Annotated in this window: 29 protein-coding genes; 14 read left to right on the plus strand and 15 right to left on the minus strand. The window is 70.1% G+C overall.

From position 1 onward, the window contains the following. Nucleotides 1-28 precede the first annotated feature (28 nt). Entirely contained in the window at nt 29-694 is a 666-nt protein-coding gene (locus tag NQK81_RS33310; RefSeq protein ID WP_257484623.1) for a choice-of-anchor P family protein, read from the plus strand. A gap of 27 nt (nt 695-721) precedes the next feature. Here the strand turns inward: NQK81_RS33310 and NQK81_RS33315 are convergent, their stop codons facing one another. The 3 genes from NQK81_RS33315 to NQK81_RS33325 are packed head-to-tail and all read right to left on the minus strand — an operon-like array spanning nt 722 to nt 3,272. After that, a complete protein-coding gene (locus tag NQK81_RS33315; protein ID WP_126732701.1) occupies nt 722-1,375 on the minus strand; it encodes a bifunctional 4-hydroxy-2-oxoglutarate aldolase/2-dehydro-3-deoxy-phosphogluconate aldolase in 654 nt (217 codons plus the stop codon). Then, nucleotides 1,372-1,947 (minus strand): nicotinamidase, encoded by a 576-nt coding sequence (locus NQK81_RS33320; RefSeq protein WP_125673754.1) that lies wholly within the window; start codon nt 1,945-1,947, stop codon nt 1,372-1,374. Before NQK81_RS33320 ends, NQK81_RS33315 begins: the two co-directional genes overlap by 4 nt. Before the next feature lie 20 nt (nt 1,948-1,967). Further along, nucleotides 1,968-3,272 carry a nicotinate phosphoribosyltransferase gene (locus NQK81_RS33325; protein WP_126732702.1) on the minus strand — a complete coding sequence of 435 codons (1,305 nt, stop codon included), beginning with the start codon at nt 3,270-3,272 and terminating at the stop codon, nt 1,968-1,970. A gap of 74 nt (nt 3,273-3,346) precedes the next feature. Here NQK81_RS33325 and clpS point away from each other — a divergent pair, with 74 nt between their 5' ends. From clpS to NQK81_RS33360, 7 genes are all read left to right on the plus strand, one after another. Further along, nucleotides 3,347-3,646, plus strand: a complete 300-nt coding sequence (clpS, locus tag NQK81_RS33330) for an ATP-dependent Clp protease adapter ClpS (RefSeq protein ID WP_005165655.1) — start codon at nt 3,347-3,349, stop codon at nt 3,644-3,646. Further along, nucleotides 3,643-4,200: a DUF2017 domain-containing protein gene (locus NQK81_RS33335; RefSeq protein WP_034308812.1), complete on the plus strand. Its 558-nt coding sequence runs from the start codon at nt 3,643-3,645 to the stop codon at nt 4,198-4,200. Before clpS ends, NQK81_RS33335 begins: the two co-directional genes overlap by 4 nt. Further along, entirely contained in the window at nt 4,197-5,189 is a 993-nt protein-coding gene (locus NQK81_RS33340) for a P1 family peptidase (protein ID WP_257484624.1), read from the plus strand. The genes NQK81_RS33335 and NQK81_RS33340 overlap by 4 nt, the downstream gene beginning before the upstream one ends. Before the next feature lie 77 nt (nt 5,190-5,266). Beyond that, nucleotides 5,267-5,683 (plus strand): M67 family metallopeptidase, encoded by a 417-nt coding sequence (locus tag NQK81_RS33345; protein WP_257484625.1) that lies wholly within the window; start codon nt 5,267-5,269, stop codon nt 5,681-5,683. Nucleotides 5,684-5,755: 72 nt separating this feature from the next. Continuing rightward, nucleotides 5,756-6,028: a MoaD/ThiS family protein gene (locus NQK81_RS33350; protein WP_005165659.1), complete on the plus strand. Its 273-nt coding sequence runs from the start codon at nt 5,756-5,758 to the stop codon at nt 6,026-6,028. 3 nt (nt 6,029-6,031) lie between these two features. Further along, nucleotides 6,032-6,982, plus strand: coding sequence for a PLP-dependent cysteine synthase family protein (locus NQK81_RS33355; protein ID WP_192743177.1), 951 nt, complete (start codon nt 6,032-6,034; stop codon nt 6,980-6,982). An 84-nt stretch (nt 6,983-7,066) separates the two neighbouring features. Continuing rightward, nucleotides 7,067-7,780: an aspartate/glutamate racemase family protein gene (locus NQK81_RS33360; protein WP_257484626.1), complete on the plus strand. Its 714-nt coding sequence runs from the start codon at nt 7,067-7,069 to the stop codon at nt 7,778-7,780. Here NQK81_RS33360 and NQK81_RS33365 read toward each other — a convergent pair. Beyond that, nucleotides 7,741-8,613 (minus strand): arylamine N-acetyltransferase family protein, encoded by an 873-nt coding sequence (locus NQK81_RS33365; RefSeq protein WP_257484627.1) that lies wholly within the window; start codon nt 8,611-8,613, stop codon nt 7,741-7,743. The two genes, NQK81_RS33360 and NQK81_RS33365, sit on opposite strands and share 40 nt — an antisense overlap. Before the next feature lie 91 nt (nt 8,614-8,704). Between NQK81_RS33365 and NQK81_RS33370 the strand changes: the two genes are divergently transcribed. Genes NQK81_RS33370 through rdgB form a run of 5 tightly spaced genes read left to right on the plus strand, consistent with a single transcriptional unit; the run spans nt 8,705 to nt 12,364 of the window. Next, the gene (locus NQK81_RS33370; RefSeq protein WP_257489903.1) at nt 8,705-9,361 is read left to right on the plus strand and encodes a rhomboid family intramembrane serine protease; all 657 of its coding nucleotides are present in this window, start codon (nt 8,705-8,707) and stop codon (nt 9,359-9,361) included. Continuing rightward, complete coding sequence (murI, locus tag NQK81_RS33375; RefSeq protein WP_257484628.1) at nt 9,358-10,164, plus strand: glutamate racemase; 807 nt, start codon at nt 9,358-9,360, stop codon at nt 10,162-10,164. The genes NQK81_RS33370 and murI overlap by 4 nt, the downstream gene beginning before the upstream one ends. 30 nt (nt 10,165-10,194) lie before the next feature. Then, nucleotides 10,195-10,962: an MBL fold metallo-hydrolase gene (locus NQK81_RS33380; RefSeq protein ID WP_257484629.1), complete on the plus strand. Its 768-nt coding sequence runs from the start codon at nt 10,195-10,197 to the stop codon at nt 10,960-10,962. 23 nt (nt 10,963-10,985) lie between these two features. Continuing rightward, complete coding sequence (gene rph, locus NQK81_RS33385) at nt 10,986-11,762, plus strand: ribonuclease PH (RefSeq protein WP_126732709.1); 777 nt, start codon at nt 10,986-10,988, stop codon at nt 11,760-11,762. Continuing rightward, nucleotides 11,759-12,364 carry an RdgB/HAM1 family non-canonical purine NTP pyrophosphatase gene (gene rdgB / locus NQK81_RS33390; RefSeq protein ID WP_257484630.1) on the plus strand — a complete coding sequence of 202 codons (606 nt, stop codon included), beginning with the start codon at nt 11,759-11,761 and terminating at the stop codon, nt 12,362-12,364. Before rph ends, rdgB begins: the two co-directional genes overlap by 4 nt. A gap of 52 nt (nt 12,365-12,416) precedes the next feature. On the opposite strand, the gene bcp is transcribed toward rdgB, so the two are convergent. From bcp to NQK81_RS33405, 3 genes are all read right to left on the minus strand, one after another. Next, nucleotides 12,417-12,890 carry a thioredoxin-dependent thiol peroxidase gene (gene bcp, locus NQK81_RS33395; RefSeq protein ID WP_126732711.1) on the minus strand — a complete coding sequence of 158 codons (474 nt, stop codon included), beginning with the start codon at nt 12,888-12,890 and terminating at the stop codon, nt 12,417-12,419. A 27-nt stretch (nt 12,891-12,917) separates the two neighbouring features. After that, entirely contained in the window at nt 12,918-13,463 is a 546-nt protein-coding gene (locus NQK81_RS33400) for a hypothetical protein (RefSeq protein ID WP_257484631.1), read from the minus strand. A 200-nt stretch (nt 13,464-13,663) separates the two neighbouring features. Continuing rightward, on the minus strand, nt 13,664-13,846 hold the full coding sequence (locus NQK81_RS33405; RefSeq protein WP_007028251.1) for a hypothetical protein: 183 nt from the start codon (nt 13,844-13,846) through the stop codon (nt 13,664-13,666). A 173-nt stretch (nt 13,847-14,019) separates the two neighbouring features. Here NQK81_RS33405 and NQK81_RS33410 point away from each other — a divergent pair, with 173 nt between their 5' ends. After that, nucleotides 14,020-14,325 (plus strand): glycoside hydrolase family 25 domain-containing protein, encoded by a 306-nt coding sequence (locus NQK81_RS33410; protein WP_257484632.1) that lies wholly within the window; start codon nt 14,020-14,022, stop codon nt 14,323-14,325. Between the two features lie 282 nt (nt 14,326-14,607). Here the strand turns inward: NQK81_RS33410 and NQK81_RS33415 are convergent, their stop codons facing one another. From NQK81_RS33415 to NQK81_RS33450, 8 genes are all read right to left on the minus strand, one after another. Beyond that, the gene (locus tag NQK81_RS33415) at nt 14,608-15,699 is read right to left on the minus strand and encodes a zinc-binding dehydrogenase (protein ID WP_257484633.1); all 1,092 of its coding nucleotides are present in this window, start codon (nt 15,697-15,699) and stop codon (nt 14,608-14,610) included. Continuing rightward, a complete protein-coding gene (locus NQK81_RS33420; protein ID WP_257484634.1) occupies nt 15,696-15,986 on the minus strand; it encodes a putative quinol monooxygenase in 291 nt (96 codons plus the stop codon). The genes NQK81_RS33415 and NQK81_RS33420 overlap by 4 nt, the downstream gene beginning before the upstream one ends. Continuing rightward, nucleotides 15,983-16,576 carry a glycerol-3-phosphate responsive antiterminator gene (locus NQK81_RS33425; RefSeq protein ID WP_125785062.1) on the minus strand — a complete coding sequence of 198 codons (594 nt, stop codon included), beginning with the start codon at nt 16,574-16,576 and terminating at the stop codon, nt 15,983-15,985. The genes NQK81_RS33420 and NQK81_RS33425 overlap by 4 nt, the downstream gene beginning before the upstream one ends. An 18-nt stretch (nt 16,577-16,594) precedes the next feature. Beyond that, a complete protein-coding gene (locus tag NQK81_RS33430) occupies nt 16,595-18,157 on the minus strand; it encodes an FAD-binding oxidoreductase (protein ID WP_257484635.1) in 1,563 nt (520 codons plus the stop codon). Next, entirely contained in the window at nt 18,154-19,824 is a 1,671-nt protein-coding gene (locus tag NQK81_RS33435; protein WP_257484636.1) for a glycerol-3-phosphate dehydrogenase/oxidase, read from the minus strand. Before NQK81_RS33435 ends, NQK81_RS33430 begins: the two co-directional genes overlap by 4 nt. A gap of 32 nt (nt 19,825-19,856) precedes the next feature. Beyond that, nucleotides 19,857-21,332: an FGGY family carbohydrate kinase gene (locus NQK81_RS33440; protein ID WP_257484637.1), complete on the minus strand. Its 1,476-nt coding sequence runs from the start codon at nt 21,330-21,332 to the stop codon at nt 19,857-19,859. After that, on the minus strand, nt 21,332-22,753 hold the full coding sequence (locus NQK81_RS33445; RefSeq protein WP_257484638.1) for an MFS transporter: 1,422 nt from the start codon (nt 22,751-22,753) through the stop codon (nt 21,332-21,334). Before NQK81_RS33445 ends, NQK81_RS33440 begins: the two co-directional genes overlap by 1 nt. A gap of 130 nt (nt 22,754-22,883) precedes the next feature. Beyond that, nucleotides 22,884-23,852, minus strand: a complete 969-nt coding sequence (locus NQK81_RS33450) for a LysR family transcriptional regulator (protein ID WP_257484639.1) — start codon at nt 23,850-23,852, stop codon at nt 22,884-22,886. Nucleotides 23,853-23,890: the final 38 nt, after the last annotated feature.

Consider the following 23,890-nt stretch of genomic DNA (forward strand, 5'->3'; position numbering starts at 1 on the left):
GACAGGCGGTTGGTGGAGGCTGCCGGACATGAGGAAACCCGTTTCGATGCTGTTGTCGGTGACGATGCTGACCGGGGCGCTGGTGGCGGGAGGTCCGGCGGTCGCGTCGGCCGGTCCCGCGCCCGCGACGGCGGCCGCGTCGGTCGGTTCGGTCGACGTGGAGATCGGTGACGAACACGTGGTCACGGGCGAGCTGGCGCCGTGCGACGTCGATGGTCCCTTGAGCGCGAAGACCCAGGGCGGGTCCGTCGGTGATTTCGCCCGGTTCAGCGGAGGTGAGTCGCGCTGCGGCCGGAACGGAGCGGTGGCCGTCGGGGAGGCGGCCGGGCGGCGGTTCGAGACGACGTTGCTCAAACGCTTCGGCGGCCCGGTGATCAAGGTCCGCTCGTTCATGGCGAAGTGCAGCACCACCGAGGACGGCAGCCTCGGCTACATCGAGTTCGGCGACGTCACCGGGTTCACGCTGCCGGAGAACATCCCGCAGAACTACCGGCTGACCATCCCGGGCGGCAAGGCAGGGACGCCGCTGGCGTCGCTCACGGTCAACGAGACCGTCACGCCGACGCCGCCCGACGGGAGCCTCGTGACGCACATGCTGCACATCAAGCTGTTCCCGCAGGGCGGCGGTCCGGCGAAGGGCGACATCTACCTCGGGACCGCGAGCTGCGACCCGTACGGCAAGAAGAAGCCCTGACCTGACGCATTCAGAGAACTAAACGCGTCAGGTGCGCGAGACGTACTTCGCGGCCGCGGCGACGAACTCACTCGCCCGGGCCGCCAGGTCGGTCAGCGACCCTTTCGAGGTGAGCGCGTCGCCGAGAAGCGGCGTGGCGGCCGCGACGGCGATCGAGCCCGACTCGAGGTAATTCGCGACGTCGGCCAGGTGCACGCCGCCCGTCGGGACGAGCGGGATGTCCGGCATCGGCGCCCGGATCGCCCGCAGGTAGGCGATCCCGCCGACGGCCGCGATCGGGAAGACCTTCACCGCCGCCGCGCCGAGACGCCACGCCTGGTCGATCTCGGTCGGCGTCAGCGCGCCGCAGATCACCGGCAGCCCGCGTTCGTGCGCGCGCTCCATGACCAGCGGATTCACCGTCGGCGTGACCAGGAAGGTCGCGCCCGCGTCCGCCGAGATGTCCACATCGGACACCTCGCGCACGCTCCCGGCGCCGATATGCGCGTCGTCGCCGAGCTTCTTGCGGATGGTCGCGATGGCGTCCGTGGCGCCCGGCGTGGTCAACGCCGCTTCGAGCACCCGCACGCCCGCCGCGTGCAGCACCGTGGCGGCGTCGGCGAACCGGCTCGCGTCCGCGGCCCGCAGGATCGCGACGAGCCGGTTTTCGATCAGGGTGTCCTGGAGGTCGTGCTGGATCATGCGGCCGGGACCGGCGCCTTCCCGGTGTAGGTCACGCCCGCCTCGTCGAAGTCCTTGAGCGCGGCGTCGACGGTCGGCTGCGAGCCGCCGACCGTGAGGTCCAGCAGCACCCGGACCTTGAAACCGGCCTTCGCCGCGTCGAGCGCCGTGGCGCGGACGCAGAAGTCGGTCGCGATGCCGACGACGTCGACCTCGGTGACGTCGTGCTCCTTCAGCCACGCGTCGAGCGTCTTGCCGTCACGCGCGTTGCCCTCGAAGCCGGAGTACGCGGCGGTGTACTCGCCCTTGGAGAACACCTCGCGGATCGGGACCACGTCGAGCGCGGGGTGGAACGACGCGCCGGAAGTGCCCGCGACGCAGTGACGCGGCCAGCTGTCCTTGAAGTCCGGCGTCTCGCTGAAGTGATCGCCCGGGTCGATGTGGTAGTCGCGGGTGGCGACGACGTGCGCGTAGCCGCCTTCCGCGGCCTGCTTGGAGATCGCTTCGGCGGCGGCGGCGCCACCGGGCAGGCCGAGCGACCCGCCTTCGCAGAAGTCGTTCTGCACATCGACCACGATCAAGGCGGTCCCCATGTGTTGCTCCTGAGTTCTCTTTAGACGAATACGGTCGGGATGGCGGGCTCCCCGTGCGAGAGCTTGAGGCCTTCCCACGGAAGGCTCACCAGTGCCCGCCGAAGCCGCTGGCGCGCGTCGTCCAGCGTGGGCAAATCATCCACCGTCCGGCCGTCCCGGACCAGCGGAATCTGCAATTCGTGGTCGTTCGGTCCCCGTTCCGGGACCGGCGAGGCGGCCGTCCAGATCACCTCTTCGACGGCGGTACCGGTCTCCCGGTGCCGTCGGAGCGCGGATTTCCGGCCGCCGCGGGATTCCTTGTGCGCGCTGCGCTTGGCGACCGGCCTGCCGTCGACCTCGACGAGCTTGTAGACCATGCCCGCGGTCGGCGCGCCGGAACCGGTGACGACCGAGGTCCCGACGCCGTACGCGTCGACCGGCTCCGCCCGCAGCGCCGCGATCGCGTGCTCGTCGAGGTCGCCCGACACCACGATGCGGGTGTCCTTGGCGCCGAGGGCGTCCAGTTGCTCGCGGGCCTTGCGCGCCAGCGGGCCCACGTCGCCGGAGTCGATGCGGATCGCGCCGAGCTCGGTGCCCGCCACCCGGACGGCCGTTTCGATGCCCTTGGTGATGTCGTAGGTGTCCACCAGGAGGGTGGTGTCGGCGCCCATCTGGTCCACCTGCGCGCGGAACGCGGCCTCCTCGCTGTCGTGCAGCAGCATGAACGCGTGCGCGACGGTGCCCCGCGTCGGGATGCCGTAGCGGCGGCCGGCTTCGAGGTTGGAGGTCGTGGCGAACCCGGCGAGGTACGCGGCCCGCGCGGCGGCGACGGCGGCGTACTCGTGCGTGCGGCGGCCGCCCATCTCGATGATCGGCCTGCCGTGCGCGGCGCCCGACATCCGCGCCGCGGCGGACGCGATCGCGCTGTCGTGGTTGAGGATCGAGAGGATCAGCGTCTCCAGCACGACGGCCTCGCCGAAGGAGCCGGTGACGGTCAGGATCGGGGAGCCGGGGAAGTAGAGCTCGCCCTCGGGGTAACCGTCGATGTTCCCCGAGAAGGAGTAGTCCGCGAGCCACGAAAGGGTGGCGTCGTCGACGACGGCCGTCGCTTCCAGCTGGCTCAGCTCGGCGTCGGTGAACCGGAAGTCGGCGATCGCGTCGAGAACCCGCCCGGTGCCCGCGACGACGCCGTATCGGCGGCCGTCGGGCAGACGACGTGCGAAGACCTCGAAGACGCACGGCCGGTCCGCCGTCCCGTCGGACAGCGCGCTGGCCAGCATGGTCAGCTCGTAGTGGTCGGTGAGCAGCGCGGTGCTGGCGCCAGTGGCCGCCTCGGGGAAACCCATGGCACCAGCCTATTCACCCACATGGCCGGACCTGCCAGCCCATACCGGAACCGGCCCGTGACACCATGGAGTGCATGTCCACGCCTGTCGCATCCGAGCAGACGCAGGTTGATCCACAGGGAGTAGAGGTCGTCTCTGAGGACAAACCCTGGCGGACGGTCGTCTGGAACGATCCGGTGAACCTCATGTCCTATGTGACGTACGTGTTCCAGAAGCTGTTCGGTTACAGCCGGGACCACGCGACGAAGCTGATGCTCGACGTGCACCAGAAGGGCAAGGCGATCGTGTCGTCCGGTTCCAAGGAGAAGGTGGAGACCGACGTCGCGAAGCTCCACGCGGCCGGCCTCTGGGCCACCATGGAGCAGCCTTCATGAACGGATGGCGCCGCAAGGGCGACACCATCGTCGCGGGTTTCGAGCAGCAGGAGGCCGCGGTGCTGCGCGGCCTGGTCAGCCAGCTGGAGGACATGCTCACCGCGCGCGCCGAGGAGGCGCCCCAGGACGAGCTGGCGGAGCTGACCGGGATCCGGATGGGCCCGACCGAATCGCCGGACGACCCGGTGCTTTCCCGGCTGCTGCCGGACTTCCACAAGCTGGACCCGGACAACCCGACCCGCGAGGACATCGACTCGGCCGCCGCGATGCGGTCGATCCATGAGCCCGAGCTGCTGGACAAGAAGGTCGGCGTCGCCAAGATCGTGCTGGACACCCTGCCGCGTGACGGCGGGAACGTACGGCTGACCTTCGAGCAGGCCGACGCGTGGCTGGGCGCGCTCAACGACGTCCGGCTGGCGCTGGGCACCGCGCTCGACGTCACCGAGGACATGCCCGACGAACTGCCCGAGGACGATCCCCGCGCGCCGCATCTCGGCGTCTACCACTGGCTGACCTGGGTGCAGGAGACCCTCATCCAGTCGCTGACGTCATGATCACCGACGTCCCGGGGGTGCTGGTCGGGCACCACGAGCGGGTCGGGGACGGCTGGGCGACCGGGACGACGGTCGTGCTGGTCCCCGGTGGCGCGGTCGGGGCCGTCGACCAGCGCGGTGGCGCGCCCGGAACGCGCGAGACCAATCTGCTGGAGCCGGAGAACCTGGTCCAGCACGTCAACGCGATCTGCCTGTCCGGCGGGAGCGCGTACGGCCTGGCCGCCGCGGACGGCGTCATGCGCTGGCTCGCCGAGCGGAACCTGGGCATCCCCGTGGGCACTCGGCCGCACGAGGTGGTGCCGATCGTGCCCGCCGCGGTGTTGTTCGACCTGCCGCGCAGCGAGTGGGGGAACCGTCCGGACGCCTCCTTCGGTTACGCGGCCTGCGAAGCGGCTGCCGGAGGTCCGGTCGCGCTCGGGACCGTCGGCGCGGGCGCCGGGGCGAAGGCGGGATCACTCAAAGGCGGGATCGGGACGGCCTCGGAGAAGGTCGGGGAGTTCACCGTCGGCGTCGTCGCCGCCGTGAACGCCGCCGGCGAGGCCGTGGATCTCTCGACGGGCCGCGCGTACGCGGCGGATCACGAGGTCGACGGCGAGTTCGGCGTCCGCTGGCCCGACCGGCCGGGAGACGTCGAGGCGAAGGCCGCCGGCCTCAACACGACCATCGGCGTGGTCGCGGTCGACGCGGCGCTGTCGAAGGCGGAGGCGCGGCGGCTCGCGGTGGCCGCGCAAGACGGTCTCGCCAGGGCCGTGCGGCCCGCGCACACGATGTTCGACGGCGACACGGTGTTCGCGCTGGCGACCGGCGACCGGGAACTGCCCGGCGGCGCGGGCCCCGTGGCGGCGGCGAGGCGCGCGATGGTGCTGGACACGCTGTGCTCGGCGGCCGCGAGGGTCTTCGGGCGCGCGATGGTGCACGGTGTGCTTTCGGCCACTTCGGCGGGGGACATGCGCGCGTACCGGGACGTCTGGCCCGAAGCCTTCTCCTGACCCGCGTTTAGTCCTCTGGATGCGGGTGGGAGTGGCGGCGATCTCAGAGTGTGGACCCACCCTTTCCAGCACCTAAGATGGGCGACGTGCTCCGGATCCGCCGTGAACTCGTCGACGAGATCGTCGCCCATGCCCGTCGTGACCATCCCGATGAGGCGTGCGGGGTGATCGCCGGTCCCGAGGGGTCGGACAGCCCCGAGCGGTACATCCCCATGCTGAACGCGGCGCGCTCGCCGACGTTCTACGAGTTCGACTCGGGCGATCTGCTCAAGCTCTACCGCGAGATGGACGCCAACGGCGAGGTGCCGGTGGTCATCTACCACTCGCACACCGCGACCGACGCCTACCCGTCCCGCACCGATGTCTCGTACGCCTCGGAACCCGACGCGCACTACGTGCTCGTTTCCACCAAGGACCCCGATTCGCACCAGTTCCGGTCGTACCGGATCGTGGACGGGGAGATCACCGAGGAGCCCGTCGAGATCATCGGCTGAACCCTGGCCCGGGAATATCCCGGACCGGCCCGAACGTCTGCGTAGCAGAGAACCCACCGGAGGTAGAAAACCATGGCCGTGACCGTGTCCATCCCGACCATCCTGCGTACGCACACCGGCGGCGAGAAGTCCGTCGAGGCGACCGGCAAGACCGTGCTCGAGGTGATCGACGACATCGAGTCCCGCCACGGCGGCCTCAAGGCCCGCCTGGTCAAGGAAGAGAAGCTGCACCGCTTCGTCAACGTCTACGTCAACGACGAGGACGTCCGTTTCTCCGGCGGTCTCGAGGCCGAGGTCAAGGACGGCGACACCCTGACCATCCTGCCCGCCGTGGCCGGTGGCTGATCGATGGCTCGCTTCGAGTCGCTGCTCGACGCGCTCGGCGGCACCCCGCTGGTCGGCCTTCCCCGGCTTTCGCCCACCCATGACGTGCGGTTGTGGGCGAAGCTGGAGGACCGCAACCCGACCGGTTCGATCAAGGATCGCCCCGCGCTGGCGATGATCGAGGCCGCCGAGCGCGAAGGCACGCTCCGGCGTGGCTCCACGATCCTGGAACCGACGTCGGGCAACACCGGGATCGCGCTCGCCATGGCCGCGAAGCTCAAGGGCTACGGCCTCGTGTGCGTGATGCCGGAGAACACCTCGACCGAGCGCAAGCAGCTACTGCAGGCGTACGGCGCGCGGATCGTCTTCTCCCCGGCCGCCGGCGGCTCCAACGAGGCCGTGCGCCGGGCGAAGGAACTGGCCGAGGCCAACCCGGACTGGGTGATGCTCTACCAGTACGGCAACCCGGCGAACGCCGACGCGCACTACCGCGGCACCGGGCCCGAACTGCTCAAGGACCTGCCGACCCTGACGCATTTCGTCGGCGGCCTCGGCACCACCGGCACCCTGGTCGGTGTCGGGCGCTACCTGCACGAGGCGAAGCCGGACGTGCAGATCATCGCGGCCGAACCACGCTACGGCGAGCTGGTGTACGGCCTGCGGAACCTCGACGAGGGCTTCGTCCCGGAGCTCTACGACGCGAGCGTGCTCAACGGCCGGTACTCCGTCGGCGCGTACGACGCGCTTCGCCGGACACGCGAGCTGCTGGAGCACGAAGGCATCTTCGCGGGGATCTCGACGGGGGCCGTGCTGCACGCGGCGCTCGCCGTCGCCGAGAAGGCCGCCGCTTCGGGGAAGCCCGCCGATGTGGCCTTCGTGGTCGCTGACGCGGGGTGGAAGTACCTCTCGACGGGCGCGTACTCCGGCTCGCTCGACGAAGCGGCCGAAAGGCTCGACGGGCAGCTCTGGGCCTGATCCCTCGTGAGTGGTAAGGACGGTTCTAACCGTCCTTACCACTCACGAGCCCCGGCGTCCGCGCGACGCTGGCACGATGGCGGCATGAAGACCATCGGCCTGCTGGGCGGGATGAGCTGGGAATCGTCGGCCGAGTACTACCGCCTGGTCAACGAACGCGTCCGCGAGCTGTGCGGCGGGTATCACTCCGCGCGCGCCGTGCTGTACTCCGTGGACTTCGCCGAGATCGAAGCGATGCAGGCCGAAGGGCGCTGGGACGACGCCGGGCGGGAACTGAACCGCGCCGCCCTCGCTCTCGAAGCCGCCGGAGCGGACTTCGTCGTCCTCTGCACCAACACGATGCACAAGGTCGCCGACCAGCTCACCGATGGCCTGGGCGTGCCGCTCCTGCACCTCGCCGACACCACGGCGGCCGCGATCAAGGCCCGCGAAATCACCAGGGTCGGGCTCCTGGGCACCGGGTTCACCATGGCCCAGCCGTTCTACCGCGAACGCCTCGCCGCGCACGGCCTCGACGTGCTCGTGCCCGGCGAAGAGGACCGCGAGACGGTGCACCGGGTCATCTACGACGAGCTCGTCCACGGCGTCGTCACCGAGGACTCCCGTGAGCGGTACCGCGAGGTCATCGCGAGGCTCGTCGAGGCGGGCGCCGAGGGCGTCATCTACGGGTGCACGGAGATCGAACTGCTCGTCGGCCCCGAAGACAGCCGAGTGCCCACCTTTCCCACCACCAGGCTGCACGCCGAAGCGGCCGTGGACTACGCGCTGGGCAAGGCCTCACTCCCTCCCACGGTGTGACGTTCGTGCTGGGCGACGGCCTGCCGCCACAGCCTGTCCTGTTCTTCACCGGTGAAACCATTGCGAGCCACGCCGAAGACGTCCTCGAGCGCCGTCCACCACTCGGCCGGTGATTCCAGCACGGTCTTGCCGCCCGGCAGACCGCTCAAGGTCAGCGCGCGCAGCGAATCCACTCCCTCCGCGTCGCGCCGCTGCACCACCAGCGTGCGGACGAAGCCGGAATCCTCGGACGTGGACAGCTCGACGTGCTTTTCGGCGAAATCGGCCATCACGGCCGCCTCCGGCGCGAAATCCATCCCGACGAAGCTGCCCTGCGGATCGTGGTCGAGCCGCCAGCCGCCGGGGGTGACCTCCGAAGGCCGGATGCGGAACACCAGCGGGCCCTGTTTGTACTCGCCCTCACGCAACGGGAGCGGCTCGTGGATGCCGTCCCCGAGCCCGACGTCGACCAGCCAGCCGGCGCCGGGCTCGTCCGGCAGCCCGGTCACCGTCAGGGCCAGGTGGTTGAGGTGGATCCCGGCCGGCGCGTCCGGCATCTGTGCCCCGCTCGGATGGCGGGTGACCTGATAGCCGAGTGCCCTCAGCAGCGACGAGAACGCGCCGTTGAGGTGATAGCAGTAGCCGCCGCGGCCGGCGGCGATCCGGCCGAACGACACCGCCGGGTCCAGCGAGGTCACCCGGCCCAGCTGTACTTCGAAATCCTCGTACGGCACCCGCTCCACATGGGCCTTGTGCAGCCGGAAGAGGGCGTCGAGGCTCGGCGGCTCGTGCTCGAGGCCGAGACGCGCGAGATAGGCGGGCACGTCGACGTGCTCGGAAGAAGGGAACCCCATGCGATCGACCGTAGCGGCACCCACCGACAATTCAGGGTTCTCACGGAGGCGATCTCGCCGTTCGCCGCCGTAGCCTGTGGAGGTGACCACTTTGCCTTCCCAGCCGGTCCCGGCGAGCGAGCCCGGTAGCGATCCGGCCAAACGCGTCCTGCCGCCGAACCCGAGGGCCGCCGCGATCGTCGCGCTGGCCTTCACCGCGCTGCTGTACCTGGTCGAGCTGGTCGACGTCGTCCTGCCCGCCGACCTCGATCAGAGCGGTGGCATCGTCGCCCGCGAGCTCTCCGACCTCGACGGCGTGCTCTGGGCGCCGCTGCTGCACGCGGGCTGGGGGCATCTGTTCTCCAACACCGTCCCGGTGCTGGTGTTCGCCTTCCTCGCGATGTCCGCGGGGATCGGCCGGTGGGTGCTGGTCACCGCGATCATCTGGGTGCTTTCCGGCGTCGGTGTCTGGCTGATCGCGCCGGGTGGCACGGTGACCGTCGGCGCGTCCGGCGTCGCCTTCGGCTGGCTCGCGTTCCTGCTGGTCCGGGGCATCTTCAACCGTGCTGTCGGCCAGATCCTGGTGGCCGTGGTGCTGCTGGGCATCTGGAGCGGGATGCTCTGGGGACTGCTTCCGGGCGACCCGGGCGTCTCCTGGCAGGGTCACCTGTTCGGCGCGCTGTCCGGGGTGTTCGCCGCCTGGTTGATGGCGCGCGTGGACAGGTCCCAAGCCAGGAAAGCGACCGGTCCCGGTAGCCTCGCCGTGTGACCAAGCCGAGCGCCGACGCCCCCATCGGCGTCTTCGATTCCGGAGTGGGCGGGCTCACCGTCGCCAGGGCGATCCTGGAACAGCTGCCCGGTGAGCAGTTGCGCTACGTCGGCGACACCGCCCGCAATCCCTACGGTCCGCTTCCCATCGCCACCGCGCGCCAGTACGCGCTGGAAGCGCTGGACGACATCGTCGAAGGCGGGGTGAAGGCACTGGTCATCGCCTGCAACACCGCCTCGGCCGCCTGCCTTCGCGACGCGAGGGAGCGCTACGACGTCCCCGTGATCGAGGTCGTCCTCCCTGCCGCGCGCCGGGCCGTATCCGCGACGCGCTCCGGCCGTATCGGTGTCATCGGCACCGAGGGCACCGTGCGGTCGCGCGCCTACGACGACGCCTTCAACGCCGCGCAAGACGTGCGGATCACCAGCGTCGCGTGCCCGCGGTTCGTCGACTTCGTCGAACGCGGGATCACCACCGGGCGCCAGGTGCTCGGGCTCGCGCAGGGCTATCTCGAACCACTGCTGGACGCCCAGGTCGACACGCTGGTCATGGGCTGCACGCACTACCCCTTGCTGTCCGGGGTGCTGCAGATCGTCATGGGCCAGGACGTCACGCTGGTGTCCAGCGCCGAGGAGACCGCGCGTGACCTCGTGCGCGTCCTCACCGAGGCCGACCTCCTCGCCGAGCGCGACACCCCGCCGCGGCACGAGTTCGTCGCCACCGGATCCGCCGAGCCGTTCACGAGGCTCGCTCAGCGGTTCATGGGCTTCGCTCCGGGTGTGCTGGCTCCCACCAGCGCCTAAAATCGCCGATTCCGTGCTTAAGGTGTCACAGTGCGTCTCACGATCCTCGGCTGCTCCGGCAGCATCCCCGGGCCCAACGCCGCCGCGTCCGGCTACCTGATCGAGGCGGACGGGTTCGTCCTGGGGCTCGAGCTCGGCAACGGGACGCTCGCCAGACTGCAGTCGCTGCGCGACCCGTTCGACCTGGACGCGCTGATCCTTTCGCATCTGCACCCCGACCACTGCGCCGACGTCAGCGCGCTCACCGTGCTGCGGCGCTACCACCCCGCGCTGCCGTACCCGGCGAGGCCGCGGCGGCTCCCGGTGTACGGGCCGTCGGACGTGCGCGAGCGGCTCACTTACGCGTACGCGGCGAACGAGGACGAGCGGGCGACCACAGATCTCACGGACGTCTTCGCCTTCGAAACGCTGCGGTGCGAGCCTATGAAGATCGGGCCGTTCGAGGTCACCGCGGTCCCGGTCGACCATCCGACCCCGGCGTTCGGCCTGCGGTTCGCGCACGGCGGCAAGACCCTCGCCTACACCGGGGACACCGGCGTCTGCGACAACCTGACCGATCTCGCGGGCGGTGCCGACGTCCTGCTGTCCGAAGCGTCGTGGACCGACTCGCCCGACCGGCCCGCCGGCGTCCACCTGTCCGGCAAGGAGGCGGGGGAGCTGGGACGCAAGGCCGGGGTCGGGCGGCTGCTGCTCACCCACGTCGCGCCCTGGACCGACCGCGACGCGGTCCTCGCCGAGGCGGCCGTCGCGTTCCCCGCGGCCGAGCTGGTCGAGCAGGGCGCCGTCTACGACCTCTGACGCGGGGTTCTAGAGTGGCGGCCGTGGCGAGAAAAGACGGCAGGAACGACGACCAGCTTCGCGACATCAAGATCACCCGCGGTTTCCAGCGGTGGCCCGCGGGCTCGGTGTTGATCGAATTCGGCGACACCCGGGTGCTGTGCGCGGCGAGCGTCACCGAAGGCGTCCCCCGCTGGCGGGCCGGTTCCGGCCTCGGCTGGGTCACCGCCGAGTACGCGATGCTGCCGTCGGCGACCAACACCCGCAGCGACCGCGAATCCATCAAGGGCCGCGTCGGCGGCCGCACCCACGAGATCTCCCGGCTGATCGGCCGGTCCCTGCGCGCCTGCATCGACCTGGCGGCGCTGGGGGAGAACACGATCGTCATCGACTGCGACGTCATCCAGGCCGACGGCGGCACCCGCACGGCCGCGGTGACCGGCGGTTACGTCGCGCTCGCCGACGCCGTCACCTGGCTCGGCGCGGCGGGCCGCCTCGCCGACCCGCAGCCGCTTTCGTCTTCGGTGGCCGCGGTGAGCGTCGGCGTCGTCGACGGCCGGGTGCGCCTCGACCTGCCCTACGAGGAGGACTCGCGCGCGGAGGTCGACATGAACGTCGTCGCCACCGACGCGGGCACCCTGATCGAGGTGCAGGGCACCGGCGAGGGCGCCACCTTCGCCCGCTCCACTTTGGACACCATGCTGGACATGGCGCTCGCGGGCTGCGAGGAACTGACCCGTTTGCAGACCGAGGCGCTCGCGTTGCCGTATCCCGGCGAACTGCCCGAGCCGCGTCCGGACAAGAAGAAGGGCGCGAAGTGACCAAGCTGCTCCTCGCCACCCGCAACGCGAAGAAGCTCGGCGAGCTCCGGCGCATCCTGGTCGCCGAAGGGATCGAGGGTGTCGAGGTCATCGGCCTCGCCGACGTCCCCGAGTTCCCCGAAGCGCCCGAGACCGCTCCGGACTTCGAAGGCAACGCGCTCGCGAAGGCCCAGGACGCGGCCGCCGCGACCGGTCTCCCGGCCATCGCCGACGACTCCGGCATCGCCGTCGACGCGCTCAACGGCATGCCGGGCGTGCTTTCGGCGCGCTGGTCGGGAAAGCACGGCGACGACGAGGCGAACCTGGATCTCGTGCTGGCGCAGCTGTCCGACACCCCCGACGAGCGCATGGGCGCGGCTTTCGTCTGCGCGGCCGCGCTGGTGGTCCCCGGTGGCGAGGAAACCGTGGTGCGCGGGGAATGGCGCGGCTCGCTGATCCGGGAACGCCGTGGTACCAACGGATTCGGGTACGACCCGATCTTCGTGCCCGAAGGGGAGACGCGGACCTCGGCGGAGCTGGAACCGTCCGAAAAGGACGAAGCTTCGCATCGGGGGAAGGCGTTGCGGGCGCTGGTGGGAGAGCTGCGGAAGCTGGCCGGCTGAGCTGGTCGTGAGTGGCGTTTCGGGTTCTAACCCGAAACGCCACTCACGAGGCTCACGCCAGGGAGAGGTCCCGCAGCAGCTTCGCGACGTGGCCGGTCGCGCGCACGTTGTACTGCGCCACGGCGATCTTGCCCTCGGGGTCGACGACGAACGTCGAGCGGATGACGCCTTCGTAGACCTTGCCGTAGTTCTTCTTCTCGCCGAAGGCGCTGTACGCCTTGAGGACGGTCTTCTCGGTGTCGGACAGCAGCGGGAAGGTCAGCCCCTCCGCCTCGACGAACTTCGCCAGCTTCGCGGGCTTGTCGGGCGAGATGCCGAGCACCTGGTAGCCGGCGTCGTTGAGCTGCGCGAGGCTGTCCCGGAAGTCGCAGGCCTGCTTCGTGCAGCCCGGCGTGCCGGCGTTCGGGTAGAAGTACACGACGACCGACTTGCCGCGGAAGTCGCTGAGCTTGACGTCGTTGCCCTCACTGTCGGGGAGGGTGAAGTCGGGCGCTTTGTCGCCGGGGGAAAGTCGCTGCTCGGTCATGACGCACACGGTAGCGAATCGGCGGGGTCAGACCTTTCCGCAGTACTTCGCGGCGACCGGCTCCGCAGGGCTCGGCCGCACCTGAAGGCGCAGGTTCACCGGCCTGTCCGGAACGGCGAAGGCGAGGTTCAGCTGGACCGACCGGCCGGGCGCCACGTCCTTGCCCGCGTCCGCGATGCCGTTGTAGCCCTGCACCGGGTCGACGACCTGTTTGACCGCCGAAGCCTCTCCGTCGACCTCGCCCGTCACGGACAGGCCGGAGAGCCGGTAGGTGCCGTCGCCCGCGTTCGTCACCTCGATGGCGAAGGCCACCGCGCGCGGGCTCTGCGGGTACGCCGACGTGCTGGGCCGGAACGATTTCGGCGCCGACACCGAGATCGTGACCCCGGTCTTGAACCGGTGCGGGGCACCGAAGGCGAGGTCGCCTTCCGCGTGCGTCGCGGCCAGGCCCTGCGCCGGAGCGTCCGCGCCGAGCACGGCGGCCCCTTTTTCCGGTGCCGGAACCCCGCACGCGGTCGCCAGCAGCAACGAGCAGGCGGCGATCAAGAGCTTCGGGGTGCGCGGGGGCGCCATGTGGGGTTACTCCAGTCGGCGGTGCGGGTGGGCCGTTCGAGGTAGGTATTAGTGCCGAAGAGTCCAGACTGACGGTCTTCCGCAGCCGAGAGGAGCGGCGAGGCCGGGTTGAGGCGCACCTGGTGTACAGCCGTGGCCGATCCGTGATCGGAAGGACACGACTAGTGACAGTCGTCACCTCGGTGGCACAGCGCCAGGGGTCAGACGGCGAAGGCGAAGAACAGGATGAAGATCGCCAGACCGGACACCCAGGCCACGATCAGCCAGCCGAAATCGCGCATCGGATCGACCGCCCGGCTTTCCTCGCCGGGAACGTAGACGCCGCGCTCTTCGAACCAGTCGGCCCACCGGGTCAGCCAGCGAAAGGGGCTTCGAGACGCCATGTCGTCACAGTACGGGTAGGGACGAGCCGCGTCAGCCGTGCAGGGTCGCCCCGAAAGGGCGAATCGGACTGGTCGGCTATCGGACGCTAAGGCCTTTTGCCCCACTCGTTCACCCGTCAGGCTGTAACCTACAGCCGCTACCCGGTATCTACCTGAACAACTCACTCGCCAAGATGCTGCGTCCCGACCGGTTCGGCGTCCGGGACCTCGTCATCTGGATCGCGCGCTACGGCGCCGAACCGGACGCCGCGGCGGGCCACTACGACGTGCACCAGTACTCGGACGCCGGGCGCATCCCCGGTATCCACGCGAGTGGTGTCGACCTGAACGAGTCCTACACGAACGCCCACTTGACCGGCGGCGCCGCTCCGACACGGAAGGCGGCGACGGAACTCATGGAACGCAGGACCATTCCGGCCAGCCCGTCCAGCGCGTCCGTGCGCTCGAACGTGGACTTCGAGATCGACATCGTCGGTTGAGGCTGGAACCGTGGAGAGGTGAGCGGGGCGTGTTGCGAAAGCCACTTTCGCAACGTTGAAGGTTGGGAAAGTGGCTTTCGCAACACGGACGCCGACGGGTCGCGAGCGGACCCCCGCCCCACCGGGCACGTTTGCCCTACCCCTCGATAGAGCGATCAACACCCTTCGCGGAAACGCGCAAATCGCCCGAAACGGTGCCCTTGGTTCGAAAAGTGTCTCTTGTGGACAGTCGTGCGCGGTGTCGCCAAGGAGCCGCGAAGGCACATCGCTCCCGAACCCTGATCAAGCGAAGGTGACGACCTGCCGCACCGCGGCGCCCCGCCGAAGCCGGTCGAATCCCGTGTTGATCTCCTCCAACCCGATCCGGTGCGTCAGCAGCGCCTCCACGGGCAGCAGCCCGGCCCGGTACAGGGCGATGAACCGGGGGATGTCGCGCCGGGGGACGCACGAGCCGAGGTAGCTGCCGCGCAGCGTCTTTTCCTCGGCCACCAGGCTTTGCGCGGGCAGCGCGAGCTCGGCGGAGGGGTGGGGGAGGCCGACGGTGACCGTGGTGCCGCCCGGTCGGGTGGCCCGGTACGCCTGATGAAGGGCGGCGACCACGCCGGTGGTGTCGACGGCGTGGTCGGCACCACCGTCGGTGAGTTCCTTGATCACCTCGACGTCGCCCTCGAGTGCGTGGGTGGCGCCGAGGGACAGTGCCAGTTCACGCTTTTCGGCCACGAGGTCCACGGCCACCAGTGTCGCCGCGCCGGCGGCCTTAGCGGCGAGGAGCGCGGCGAGGCCGACGCCACCGAGACCGAAGACGGCGACGCTGTCTCCCGGCCGTACGTCGGTCGCGTTGAAGACGGCGCCGGCGCCGGTGAGCACCGCGCAGCCGAAGAGGGCCGCGACGTCGAACGGCAGTGTGTCGTCGACAGCGACCACCGAACGCGCCGAGACGACGATGTGCTCGGCGAACGCGGAGACGCCGAGGTGATGCCCCGGCCGGTCGTCGGGGGAAGACCAGCGGGTTCCGCCGCCGAGCAGGGTGCCGTTGCGGTTCGACTCGGCCGCCGGACCGCACAGGGCGGGCCGTCCGGTGAGACAGGGGCGGCAGTCGCCGCAGGAGGGCACGAACGACAACACGACATGCTGACCCGCCGTGAAACCGGTGCCCTGTCCCGCCTCGACCACCTCGCCCGCGGCCTCGTGTCCGAGGACCATCGGCAGCGGCCGGGGCCGCGAGCCGTCGATCACCGACAGATCCGAGTGGCACAGACCGGCGGCCCGCACCCGGACGAGCAGCTCACCGGGCCCGGGCGGCTCCAGCGTCATCGTCTCGATCTTCAGCGGGCGGCCGACTTCACGGAGCACCGCGCCCCGCACCCGCATCATCGCTCACTCCCGGCCGGAACACAGGTGGTGACCTGGCGTTCGGACAGCAGCGGCACGACCTCGCCGAGCACGATCCGCCGGAAGTGCTCCGACTCGCAGTGCGCGGTGAAGTCCTGTTCGGACTCGTACTCCTCGACGATCACCACCACTCCGTCCCCGGTTCCGGAGTGGACGGTGTAACTGAGACATCCGGGCTCACGCCGTGAGGCGGCGGCCATCGGCTCCAGTAGTTCGAGGACGCGGCCCCGGTGCGCGGTCACGTACCGGGCCACCACGACGAAACTCATTTTTCTCCTGCGCTCAGCTGGGACCGGGTCAACGACCATAGCCCCGAATCGGACGACGCGGCGCCCAGTGCGCCCATCGCGAGGGAATGCGCCACCCCGGACCGGTCGGTGACGAAACCGGCCGCCACGAACGGCGACATGACTTCGCGGGCCTGCGCCGACATCCACGGGATGATCGGCGCGGGCATGAGCTCCACCAGGTCGGGGCGGCTGCGTTTCACCGCTTCCAGGCTGCGGTTCAGATTCGACCGGTCGGTGACGAACACCTTGTGCATCGTGAGCATCGACAACGTGCGCGCCCGTTCGATCGGGGCGACCCGGGTGCTGACCACCCCGGTCGCCCCGATCTCCTGGAGGAAGTCCACGCCGCCGCGATCGGTGGCGAGACCGGGACAGGAATCGATGTTGACGAAGAGGACCTTCTCGAGTCCTGTCAGCACGGGCACGATCTTGGCCAGCTGCCCGACCGGGACCGCCGCGAGGATGCCGACGCGGGACGCCGAGTTCGCGAAGTCGCCCACCTTGGCGGTGCCGACCACCGACGCGCATACCGGGACGTCCGCGAACGCCGCCGTGATCCTCTCGTTCATACGGTCCACAGTGGTCGATCAGCTCGTGGAGTCAAGGGGGTTCGGCCCGAAGTCACTGGGCAGCCCGAGTTTGCCCGGGTTGAGCAGGCCCTGCGGATCGAGGGTCCGCTTCACGGCGACGAAGGTGTCGAAGCCCGTGCCGAGCGTGTCCGCGAGATACGGCCCGCGAAGCAGACCGGAACCGTGGTGGTGGCTCAGCGCGGCCCCGTGGCGCACGAGCACGGCATTGGCCGCGTCCCACGCCGAGCGGTACCAGTGCCGCCGCTTCTCCGGCTCCACGTCGCCGCGCAGCGAGAAGTACAGGCAGGCGCCGTCGGTGTAGGCGTGGGACTGGTGCGCGGACGCGGCCAAGGTGCCGGGAACGGCCTTGATCGCGGCCACGACCTCGTCGTAGATCGCGGGCAGCGCCGACCACGGGCCGGCCATCTCAAGGGTGTCGGCGACGAAACCCGGGCCGGGGGTGAACCCGTCGGCCGACTTGCCGACCAGCATCCGCTCGTCCAGCCAGCGCTCGAAGAGGGCCTCACCGTCCAGTTCGGACCCGGTCGCCGCGCAGACCTCGGAGCTGACGCGGAGCATCGCGTCGACCAGCACCGGGTCGCCTTCGTCGGCGATCAGCAGCAGATTGGTGTCCGGCAGGCCGAAATGCGTTCCGCTCTCCAGCTTGTCGTAGAGCCGCATCGCGGCCGGGGTCGCGCCACGCTGCATGATCAGACGGCACGCCTCCAGGCCCTCGGCGAAGGTTTCGAAACCGTAGGCGACGGCCTTGGCGTAGCCGGGCAGCGGATGGGTGCGCAGCCGCACGGAGGTGATCACGCCGAGCGTGCCCTCCGAACCGACGAACAACTGGCGCAGGTCGGGGCCGGTGGCGGCGCGCGGGTAGTCGCCGAACCGGGCGAGCGTGCCGTCGGCCAGCACGACGTCGAGGCCGACCACCATGTCCTCGATCTTCCCGTAACGGGTGGAGAGCTGGCCCGCGCCGCGGCAGGCCACCCAACCGCCCACAGTGGACAGTGCGAAGGCGGAAGGCCAGTGGCCCGTGGTGGCACCGTGCGTCTTCTGCAGCTCGGTTTCGAACAGGTCGCCGAACATCCCGGCCTGCACGTCGACGATCTGGGAGTCCGCGTCGAAGGACAGGATCCGGTTCAGCCCGCAGACGTCCAGCACCACCCCGCCGAAGACCGGGAGCGCCGCGCCGGTGACGTTGCTGCGCCCGGCGGACACGGTCAGCGGCACCCGGTGCTCACCGCACAGCCGGACCACGGCCTGGACCTGTTCGACCGTGCTCACTTCGGCGATCACCGCGTCCGGGGTCGCGGGGTTTCCCGCGGTCTCGCCGATCATCGAGCCTGCCCACCAGTCACGGGTGCGCAGCACGACCTCGTCGTGGTCGGTGTGCACCGCGTCCGCGACGCCCCGCAGCGACTCGGTCAGCGCGGCGGGTACGGCGACGGTGGTCGTCTGCAACGAGGCCGCGCCTTGGCCGGGCGGGGTACGGTCGCCCCAGCGCGGCGGCGTCGGCGCGCCGACCACGTACTTGCCCCGGTTGAACGGGTGGTCGATGGCCTGGCTGCTGATCATGCGTTGTCTCCCAACAGAATCGACTTCTCCCGGGCGACGTCCGCCCGATAGTCCTCCACTTGCGCGGCCACGGTTTCCTGCGACAGTCCGAGTTCTGCGCCGAGTAGTTCGCCGACGAGCGGAGCGGCCTCGGCGGAGGCGTCCCTGGCGAACAACCGCAGCCGGGTGCGCCGGGACAGCACGTCGTCCACCGAACGCGCCATTTCCGACCTTGCCGCGAACACGACCTCGGCCTTGAGATGCGGCTGGCCGGGGATGAGCGGCTCGCCGAGCGCCGGGTCCTCGTCGACGAGCTCGCTCACGAAACGGGCTTCGGTGCCGTAGCGGCCGCCGAGATGCGCGGCGATCCCGCCGGTCGCCGCGGTGGCCTCGGCGTCGTATCCGGCGCCGCCGAGCAGAGGCAGGTTCTTGGTGCGGCAGCGGGCTTTCCGGCCCAGCAGGCCGAGGGCCTTGTCCACGACGAGTTCGCCCATATGCCTGCTCGTGGTGAGCTTGCCGCCGGTCACGGTGACCATGCCCGAGGCGACGGTGATGTGATGATCGCGCCGCATGTCGAGCGTGGTGCCCTCGGAACCGCCGACGAGCGGCCGCAGACCCGCGTAACTGCCCAGCACGTCTTCAGGACCGAGCTTGGTGTCGAAGGCGATCGTGGCACCTTCGAGCAGGAACTCCATTTCGTCGCGGGTGCAGTGCACGTCGTCGGTCGGGCCGTCGTAGTCGGTGTCGGTGGTGCCGACGACGACCACGTCACCCCAGCGGGTGCACGTCGCCCGCCTCGCGCGGCCCGGGATCGGGACAGTCACCGTGCAGTCGTTGCGGATCTTCGACCACGGCAGCACGATGTGGACGCCCTTCGCCGGGCGCACCTGAGGCCGGTGCCGCGCGGACGCCATGCCGTCGACACTGTCCGCCCACACCCCGGTCGCGTTGACGACCACGCGGGCCCGGACGTCGATCCGCTCGCCGTCGGCTTCGACCGTCGCACCGGTCACCCGTCCGCCGGCGGTGCGGAGACCGGTCACCCCGGCGCCGTTGACGACGACCGCGCCGAGCCTGGCCGCGCTGCGCACGATCGCGAGGGTCAGCCGGGCGTCGTCGGCGCGGCTGTCGTAGTACATCAGCCCGCCGCGCAGATGGTCCGCGCGCAGGGTGGGGGCGTGCGCCAGCACCTCGTCGACCGTGAGCCGCTGGTGCAGCTTGCCGATCCGCCAGCCGCCCGCGAGGTCGTATGTCCACAAGAGACTCTCGAAGGCACGGGCGATCCTGGCGTCGAAAACGCCGTCCTTCGCCAGGATGGGGAACAGGAAGGGCAGGCGCTGCACCAGATGCGGGGCGTTGCGGCGGAACCGCTGGCGCTCCAGCAGGGAATGCCGCACCAGATCGAGGTTGCCCTGCTCGATGTAGCGCAGCCCGCCGTGCACCATCTTGGACGATTTGGACGACGTCCCCGAGGCGAAGTCGTCCCGTTCGACCAGCGCGACCGACAGGCCGCGGGAGACGGCGTCCAGCGCGGTGTAGGCGCCGGTGATCCCGCCGCCGATCACGAGCAGGTCGAACTCTCCGGTGTCGAGTCCGGTCAGCGCGGTGCGACGGTCCAGCCGCAGTGGCGCCGAGGGGGTCGCTCCCGCGACGACGGCGTTGGGCCGCCGGGACGGCAGTGTGAACATCGAAAAGCCTTTCCGATCAGAACAAGGGGTTTTCACGACAGCGAGACGGCGAGCACGTCTTGCCAGCGCGCCCGCAGCTTCAGCCGGTCGGTTTCGGCGAGGCCGGGTTCGAAGATCCGCTCCGGGGGCCGGTGGGCCACGGCGTCGGCCAGCGACGGCCACAGCCCGAGCCGCGTGCCGGCGAGATAGGCGGCGCCGCGCAGGCTGGCGGTCGCCGAATCCGCCACCCGCTCGATGGCGAGACCGGTGAAATCGGCCTGGCTCTGGAGCAACGCGTCGCTCGCCGCCAGACCGCCGCCCACCCGCAGATGCGTCATCGGACGGTCCATCGTCGTCCGCAACGCGTCGACGGTGTCACTCACCGCGTGGGCGATCCCGTCGATCACCGAGCGTGCCAGGACTTCCCGGGTGGTCGCCAGGCTCAGCCCGGCCAGCACACCGCGCGCTTCGGGCCGCAGCACCGGCGTGCGCAGCCCGGCGAGCGTCGGCACGAACCAGGTCGCCTCGCCACTCGGCTGGGTCGCGGCCAGCGCGCTGATCTCGGCCGCCGAGGTGAACAGGCCGAGATCCTCGGTGAGCCAGCGCAAAGCGGAGCCGGTGGTCGAGGTGTAGGCCTCCAGGCTGAACCGGCTGTGGCCGCGGCTACGCCAGGCGACCAGGCACAGCACGCCCTCGAGTCCGCCCACCGCCTCGGGCGGTTCGTCACCGGCCAGCGCGCCGACGAACGTGCCGGTGCCGTGGACGCAGGTGCCCTGGCCCGGCGACAGCGCGCCGAGCGCGATCAGCGAGGCGTGCTGATCGCCCATGACCGCCGCGATCGGCACACGGATGCCGAGCAGTTCCGGGTCCGTGTACCCGTAATCGCCGTCGTCGTCCTGGGGCGGCGGTGCCAGCTCGGCGGGAAAACCGAGTGCTGCCAACCATTCCTGGTCCCACGCGTGCTCACGCAACCGATATCCGCCGAACGCGACGGCGTTGGTCGCCGAGATCGTGAACCGCTCACGACCGCTGAGATGCCACACCAGCCAGGTGTCGACGGAACCGAACAGCACGCGCTCCGCCGGGACGTCGAGCCGCTCGAGTTGCCGTGCCGCCCACAGGAACGGGGCGCGAGTCCCCACCGGACGGCCGGTCGACGGCCACAGGTACCGGTCCCACTCCGGAGCGAGCTGCGCCAGCTCCGCGGCGTAACGGCTGTCCTGCCACACCACGGCGGGGGCCAGCGGACGGCCGGTCTCCCGGTCCCACAGGACGGCCGTCGCCCGCTGCGTGCAGATCGACATGCCCTCGATCTCGACGCCGTTCTCGGCCGCCCACGCCACCGCTTGACGGGCGACGTCGAGGGTCCGGTCCAGCAGCTGCATGGCGTCCTGTTCGACCTGCGCCGGTTCGGGGTGGCTCACGTCGATGGAGGTGTAGAAGGAAGGCCCGCACCGGCCGTCCTCGCCGACGACGGCCGCCCTCGTGCCGGTGGAACCCTCGTCGACGGCCAGGATCCCGCGCCGCATCAGGCGCTCCCGAGCTTGAGGTCGATCGTCTCGTCGTCGGGGTCGATCCCGCTGCGGGTGGGGTCCCAGCGGACGATCAGGCACGAGACCAGGCCGAGGAACGGCACCACCGCGAGCAGGGCGATCGTCGGCCCCAGGCCCATCGCCTCCTTGATCTGCGGGAACACGTACAGCCCGATGACACTGCCGAAGCTGCCGAGCATCCCGGTCACCCCGGTGCCGAGCGTGCGGATGTCGCTGCGGTAGGACAGCGCCGCGATCGACTTGCCGTTCGCGCCCGGGCCCGCCGAGTGGAAGAAGATGAACAGGAACGGGAGCAGGAAGCCGACGGCGATGGGCAGCTTCCCGAAGCCCAGCCCCATCACCAGCAGGATGGCGAACGCGAAGGCGTAACCGATGGCGGAACTCGTCCGGAGCCCGATCTTCCTGCCGACGTACGCCGACAGCGCGCCGCCGATGATCCCGGCGATGTTGAAGATCATCGAACCGAGGGTCGCGGTCTGGAACGCCTGCCCGAAGATCGCCAGGCTGATCACCGGCAGGTACCACCCGACGGCGAAGTACTGCATCGACTGCGTCAGCGAGATCGCCGTGGACAGGAAGGTCCGCGGCAGATACGGCTTGCGGAACAGCACGCCCGCGTGCCGGAACCCGATCTTCTGTTCCGTGGCGGGATCCGGCCCGCTGCTCGCTCCGGGGGTCACCTGGAAACCGTAGATCCGGCGGAGGCTGACCGCGGCCTCGGCGAGCCTGCCCTTGGCCGCGAGCCACGACGGGCTCTCGACGAGGAACATCATCTGCAGGACCAGCAGCACGATCGCGAAGACACCGGCCGAGCCGACGGACCACCGCCAGATCCCCACCCCGGCGTCGAGATGGAAGAACACCAGCGTCAGCCCCAGATTCACGGTGGTGGCGACGTACCAGACGGACTGCCAGAGGTTGAGCCGTCCGCGCAGTTTCGCGGGGGTGTACTCGGCGAGCATGGCCATCGCGACCGCGAAGTCGATGCCGTAGGCGACACCGACCAGGCCGCGGCCGAACCACACCTCGCCGAAGCCGCCCGCCGTCGCCGTCAGCACGGCGCCGATCGCCGCGATCGCCTTGGCGGCGATGAGCGGTTTGACGCGCCCGACGCGGGCGGCCAGCCAGCCGCCGATCGGGTTGAACAGGATGGCGACCGCGGGCGCGGTCGCGGTCAGCACGCCGACCTGGGTGGAGCTGAGGCCGAGTTCCTTGATCATCGGCGACAGGCCGGCGCCGAGCGCGGCGTTGGAGTAGGCGTCCAGGAACAGGCCGCCCAGCACGAGGTACCACAGCAGATTGGCCTTGCGCGGCAACCTCGAAAGGCTGTTGATCAGCGCGGCTACCTGGGAAACGTTCGAGATCGAGCCTGTCGGGCTGAGCGTCGATGAACTCATGGACCGCCAACTTTCTGCGCTGGCTGTCAGCGATCCGACACAAAAAAACAGACACGACGAAGACCGCTGACAGTGGCTCTTCGTCTGTGCCTGTCTGAAGGGAGAAGAGTAGATCCCGATCCGTGGCCCGTCAAGACGGTGCTTTGTCCGGCCACAAAGGACAGTCGCCGACCGCGCTCATCGCCTCCCGGTCCGACACCGGGAGCCACTGCCGCTCCGCATCGAACGGCCGGTACGCGGAGCGGACGTGCTCGATCAGCAGTCGCAGCGTCGGATGCCGGTTCTCCAGCCGCCACAGCAGGGAGAACGGATACACCGGCGTCGGGTCGACGAGCGGGATCTGGACGACGTCCGGATGCCACGGCACGTGCATCTTCGCGCCGACGAAACCCAGCCGGTCCGTCGACTCGCTCAGCACGTCGATGTGGTGTTCGAGCCCGAAGTTCGGGCCGTCGGTATCGACCAGGATGCCGAACTCCGGGCACAGTTCCTGCCAGAATTCCGCCCATTCGCTGGCCCGCGCGTTGTAGGGCATCCACGCCGTCAGGCCGTCGAGTTCCGCCATCGCGACCCGGCGCCGCCGTGCGAGCGGATGCCGCCGTCCGACCAGCAGGTTCGCCGGCTCCAGATAGGCGGGCGTGCGGCCGATCCCCGGGGACGGCACGGTGCTGACGCGGGCGAAGGCGGCATCGACGGAATCCGGCAGCAGGGACCGGCGCACCGCGCCCAGCCCGGGCGTGACGATCTCCAGTTCGTCGTCGTGTTCGGCGTGGAAGGCCCGGACGACCTCCATGGTCGCCAGCCGCGTGCCGAGGACGTCGACGCGCAGCGCCCGCCGCCTGCCGTGGAGGCGTTCGACGGCCTGGTCCGCGAGGCTGATCAGCGCGCGGGCGTGGTTGAGGAACTCCTCGCCGTCTTCGGTCGGCTCGGCCCCGCCGCGCGTCCGCGACAGCAGCCGCACGCCGAGATCCGACTCCAGCTTCGCGACGCGTTTGGAGATCGCCTGCTGGCTGATCTCCAGCCGGATCGCCGCCTCGCTGAAGTACCGGTCGTCGGCCACCGCGACGAACGCGCGCACCGCGCCCAGATCCAGCTCCACTGTGTCTCCCTACAACTTCTGGTTGTCGACGGTCGCGT

The sequence above is a fragment of the Amycolatopsis roodepoortensis genome (genome assembly GCF_024628825.1).
Lineage (GTDB): Bacteria > Actinomycetota > Actinomycetes > Mycobacteriales > Pseudonocardiaceae > Amycolatopsis > Amycolatopsis roodepoortensis.

Coding starts and splice junctions, on each gene's coding strand:
- NQK81_RS33310 (WP_257484623.1), top strand. CDS start 29: ATGAGGAAACCCGTTTCGATGCTGTTGTCGGTGACGATGCTGACCGGG.
- NQK81_RS33315 (WP_126732701.1), bottom strand. CDS start 1,375: ATGATCCAGCACGACCTCCAGGACACCCTGATCGAAAACCGGCTCGTC.
- NQK81_RS33320 (WP_125673754.1), bottom strand. CDS start 1,947: ATGGGGACCGCCTTGATCGTGGTCGATGTGCAGAACGACTTCTGCGAA.
- NQK81_RS33325 (WP_126732702.1), bottom strand. CDS start 3,272: ATGGGTTTCCCCGAGGCGGCCACTGGCGCCAGCACCGCGCTGCTCACC.
- clpS (WP_005165655.1), top strand. CDS start 3,347: ATGTCCACGCCTGTCGCATCCGAGCAGACGCAGGTTGATCCACAGGGA.
- NQK81_RS33335 (WP_034308812.1), top strand. CDS start 3,643: ATGAACGGATGGCGCCGCAAGGGCGACACCATCGTCGCGGGTTTCGAG.
- NQK81_RS33340 (WP_257484624.1), top strand. CDS start 4,197: ATGATCACCGACGTCCCGGGGGTGCTGGTCGGGCACCACGAGCGGGTC.
- NQK81_RS33345 (WP_257484625.1), top strand. CDS start 5,267: ATGGGCGACGTGCTCCGGATCCGCCGTGAACTCGTCGACGAGATCGTC.
- NQK81_RS33350 (WP_005165659.1), top strand. CDS start 5,756: ATGGCCGTGACCGTGTCCATCCCGACCATCCTGCGTACGCACACCGGC.
- NQK81_RS33355 (WP_192743177.1), top strand. CDS start 6,032: ATGGCTCGCTTCGAGTCGCTGCTCGACGCGCTCGGCGGCACCCCGCTG.
- NQK81_RS33360 (WP_257484626.1), top strand. CDS start 7,067: ATGAAGACCATCGGCCTGCTGGGCGGGATGAGCTGGGAATCGTCGGCC.
- NQK81_RS33365 (WP_257484627.1), bottom strand. CDS start 8,613: ATGGGGTTCCCTTCTTCCGAGCACGTCGACGTGCCCGCCTATCTCGCG.
- bcp (WP_126732711.1), bottom strand. CDS start 12,890: ATGACCGAGCAGCGACTTTCCCCCGGCGACAAAGCGCCCGACTTCACC.
- NQK81_RS33400 (WP_257484631.1), bottom strand. CDS start 13,463: ATGGCGCCCCCGCGCACCCCGAAGCTCTTGATCGCCGCCTGCTCGTTG.
- NQK81_RS33405 (WP_007028251.1), bottom strand. CDS start 13,846: ATGGCGTCTCGAAGCCCCTTTCGCTGGCTGACCCGGTGGGCCGACTGG.
- NQK81_RS33410 (WP_257484632.1), top strand. CDS start 14,020: ATGCTGCGTCCCGACCGGTTCGGCGTCCGGGACCTCGTCATCTGGATC.
- NQK81_RS33415 (WP_257484633.1), bottom strand. CDS start 15,699: ATGATGCGGGTGCGGGGCGCGGTGCTCCGTGAAGTCGGCCGCCCGCTG.
- NQK81_RS33420 (WP_257484634.1), bottom strand. CDS start 15,986: ATGAGTTTCGTCGTGGTGGCCCGGTACGTGACCGCGCACCGGGGCCGC.
- NQK81_RS33425 (WP_125785062.1), bottom strand. CDS start 16,576: ATGAACGAGAGGATCACGGCGGCGTTCGCGGACGTCCCGGTATGCGCG.
- NQK81_RS33430 (WP_257484635.1), bottom strand. CDS start 18,157: ATGATCAGCAGCCAGGCCATCGACCACCCGTTCAACCGGGGCAAGTAC.
- NQK81_RS33435 (WP_257484636.1), bottom strand. CDS start 19,824: ATGTTCACACTGCCGTCCCGGCGGCCCAACGCCGTCGTCGCGGGAGCG.
- NQK81_RS33440 (WP_257484637.1), bottom strand. CDS start 21,332: ATGCGGCGCGGGATCCTGGCCGTCGACGAGGGTTCCACCGGCACGAGG.
- NQK81_RS33445 (WP_257484638.1), bottom strand. CDS start 22,753: ATGAGTTCATCGACGCTCAGCCCGACAGGCTCGATCTCGAACGTTTCC.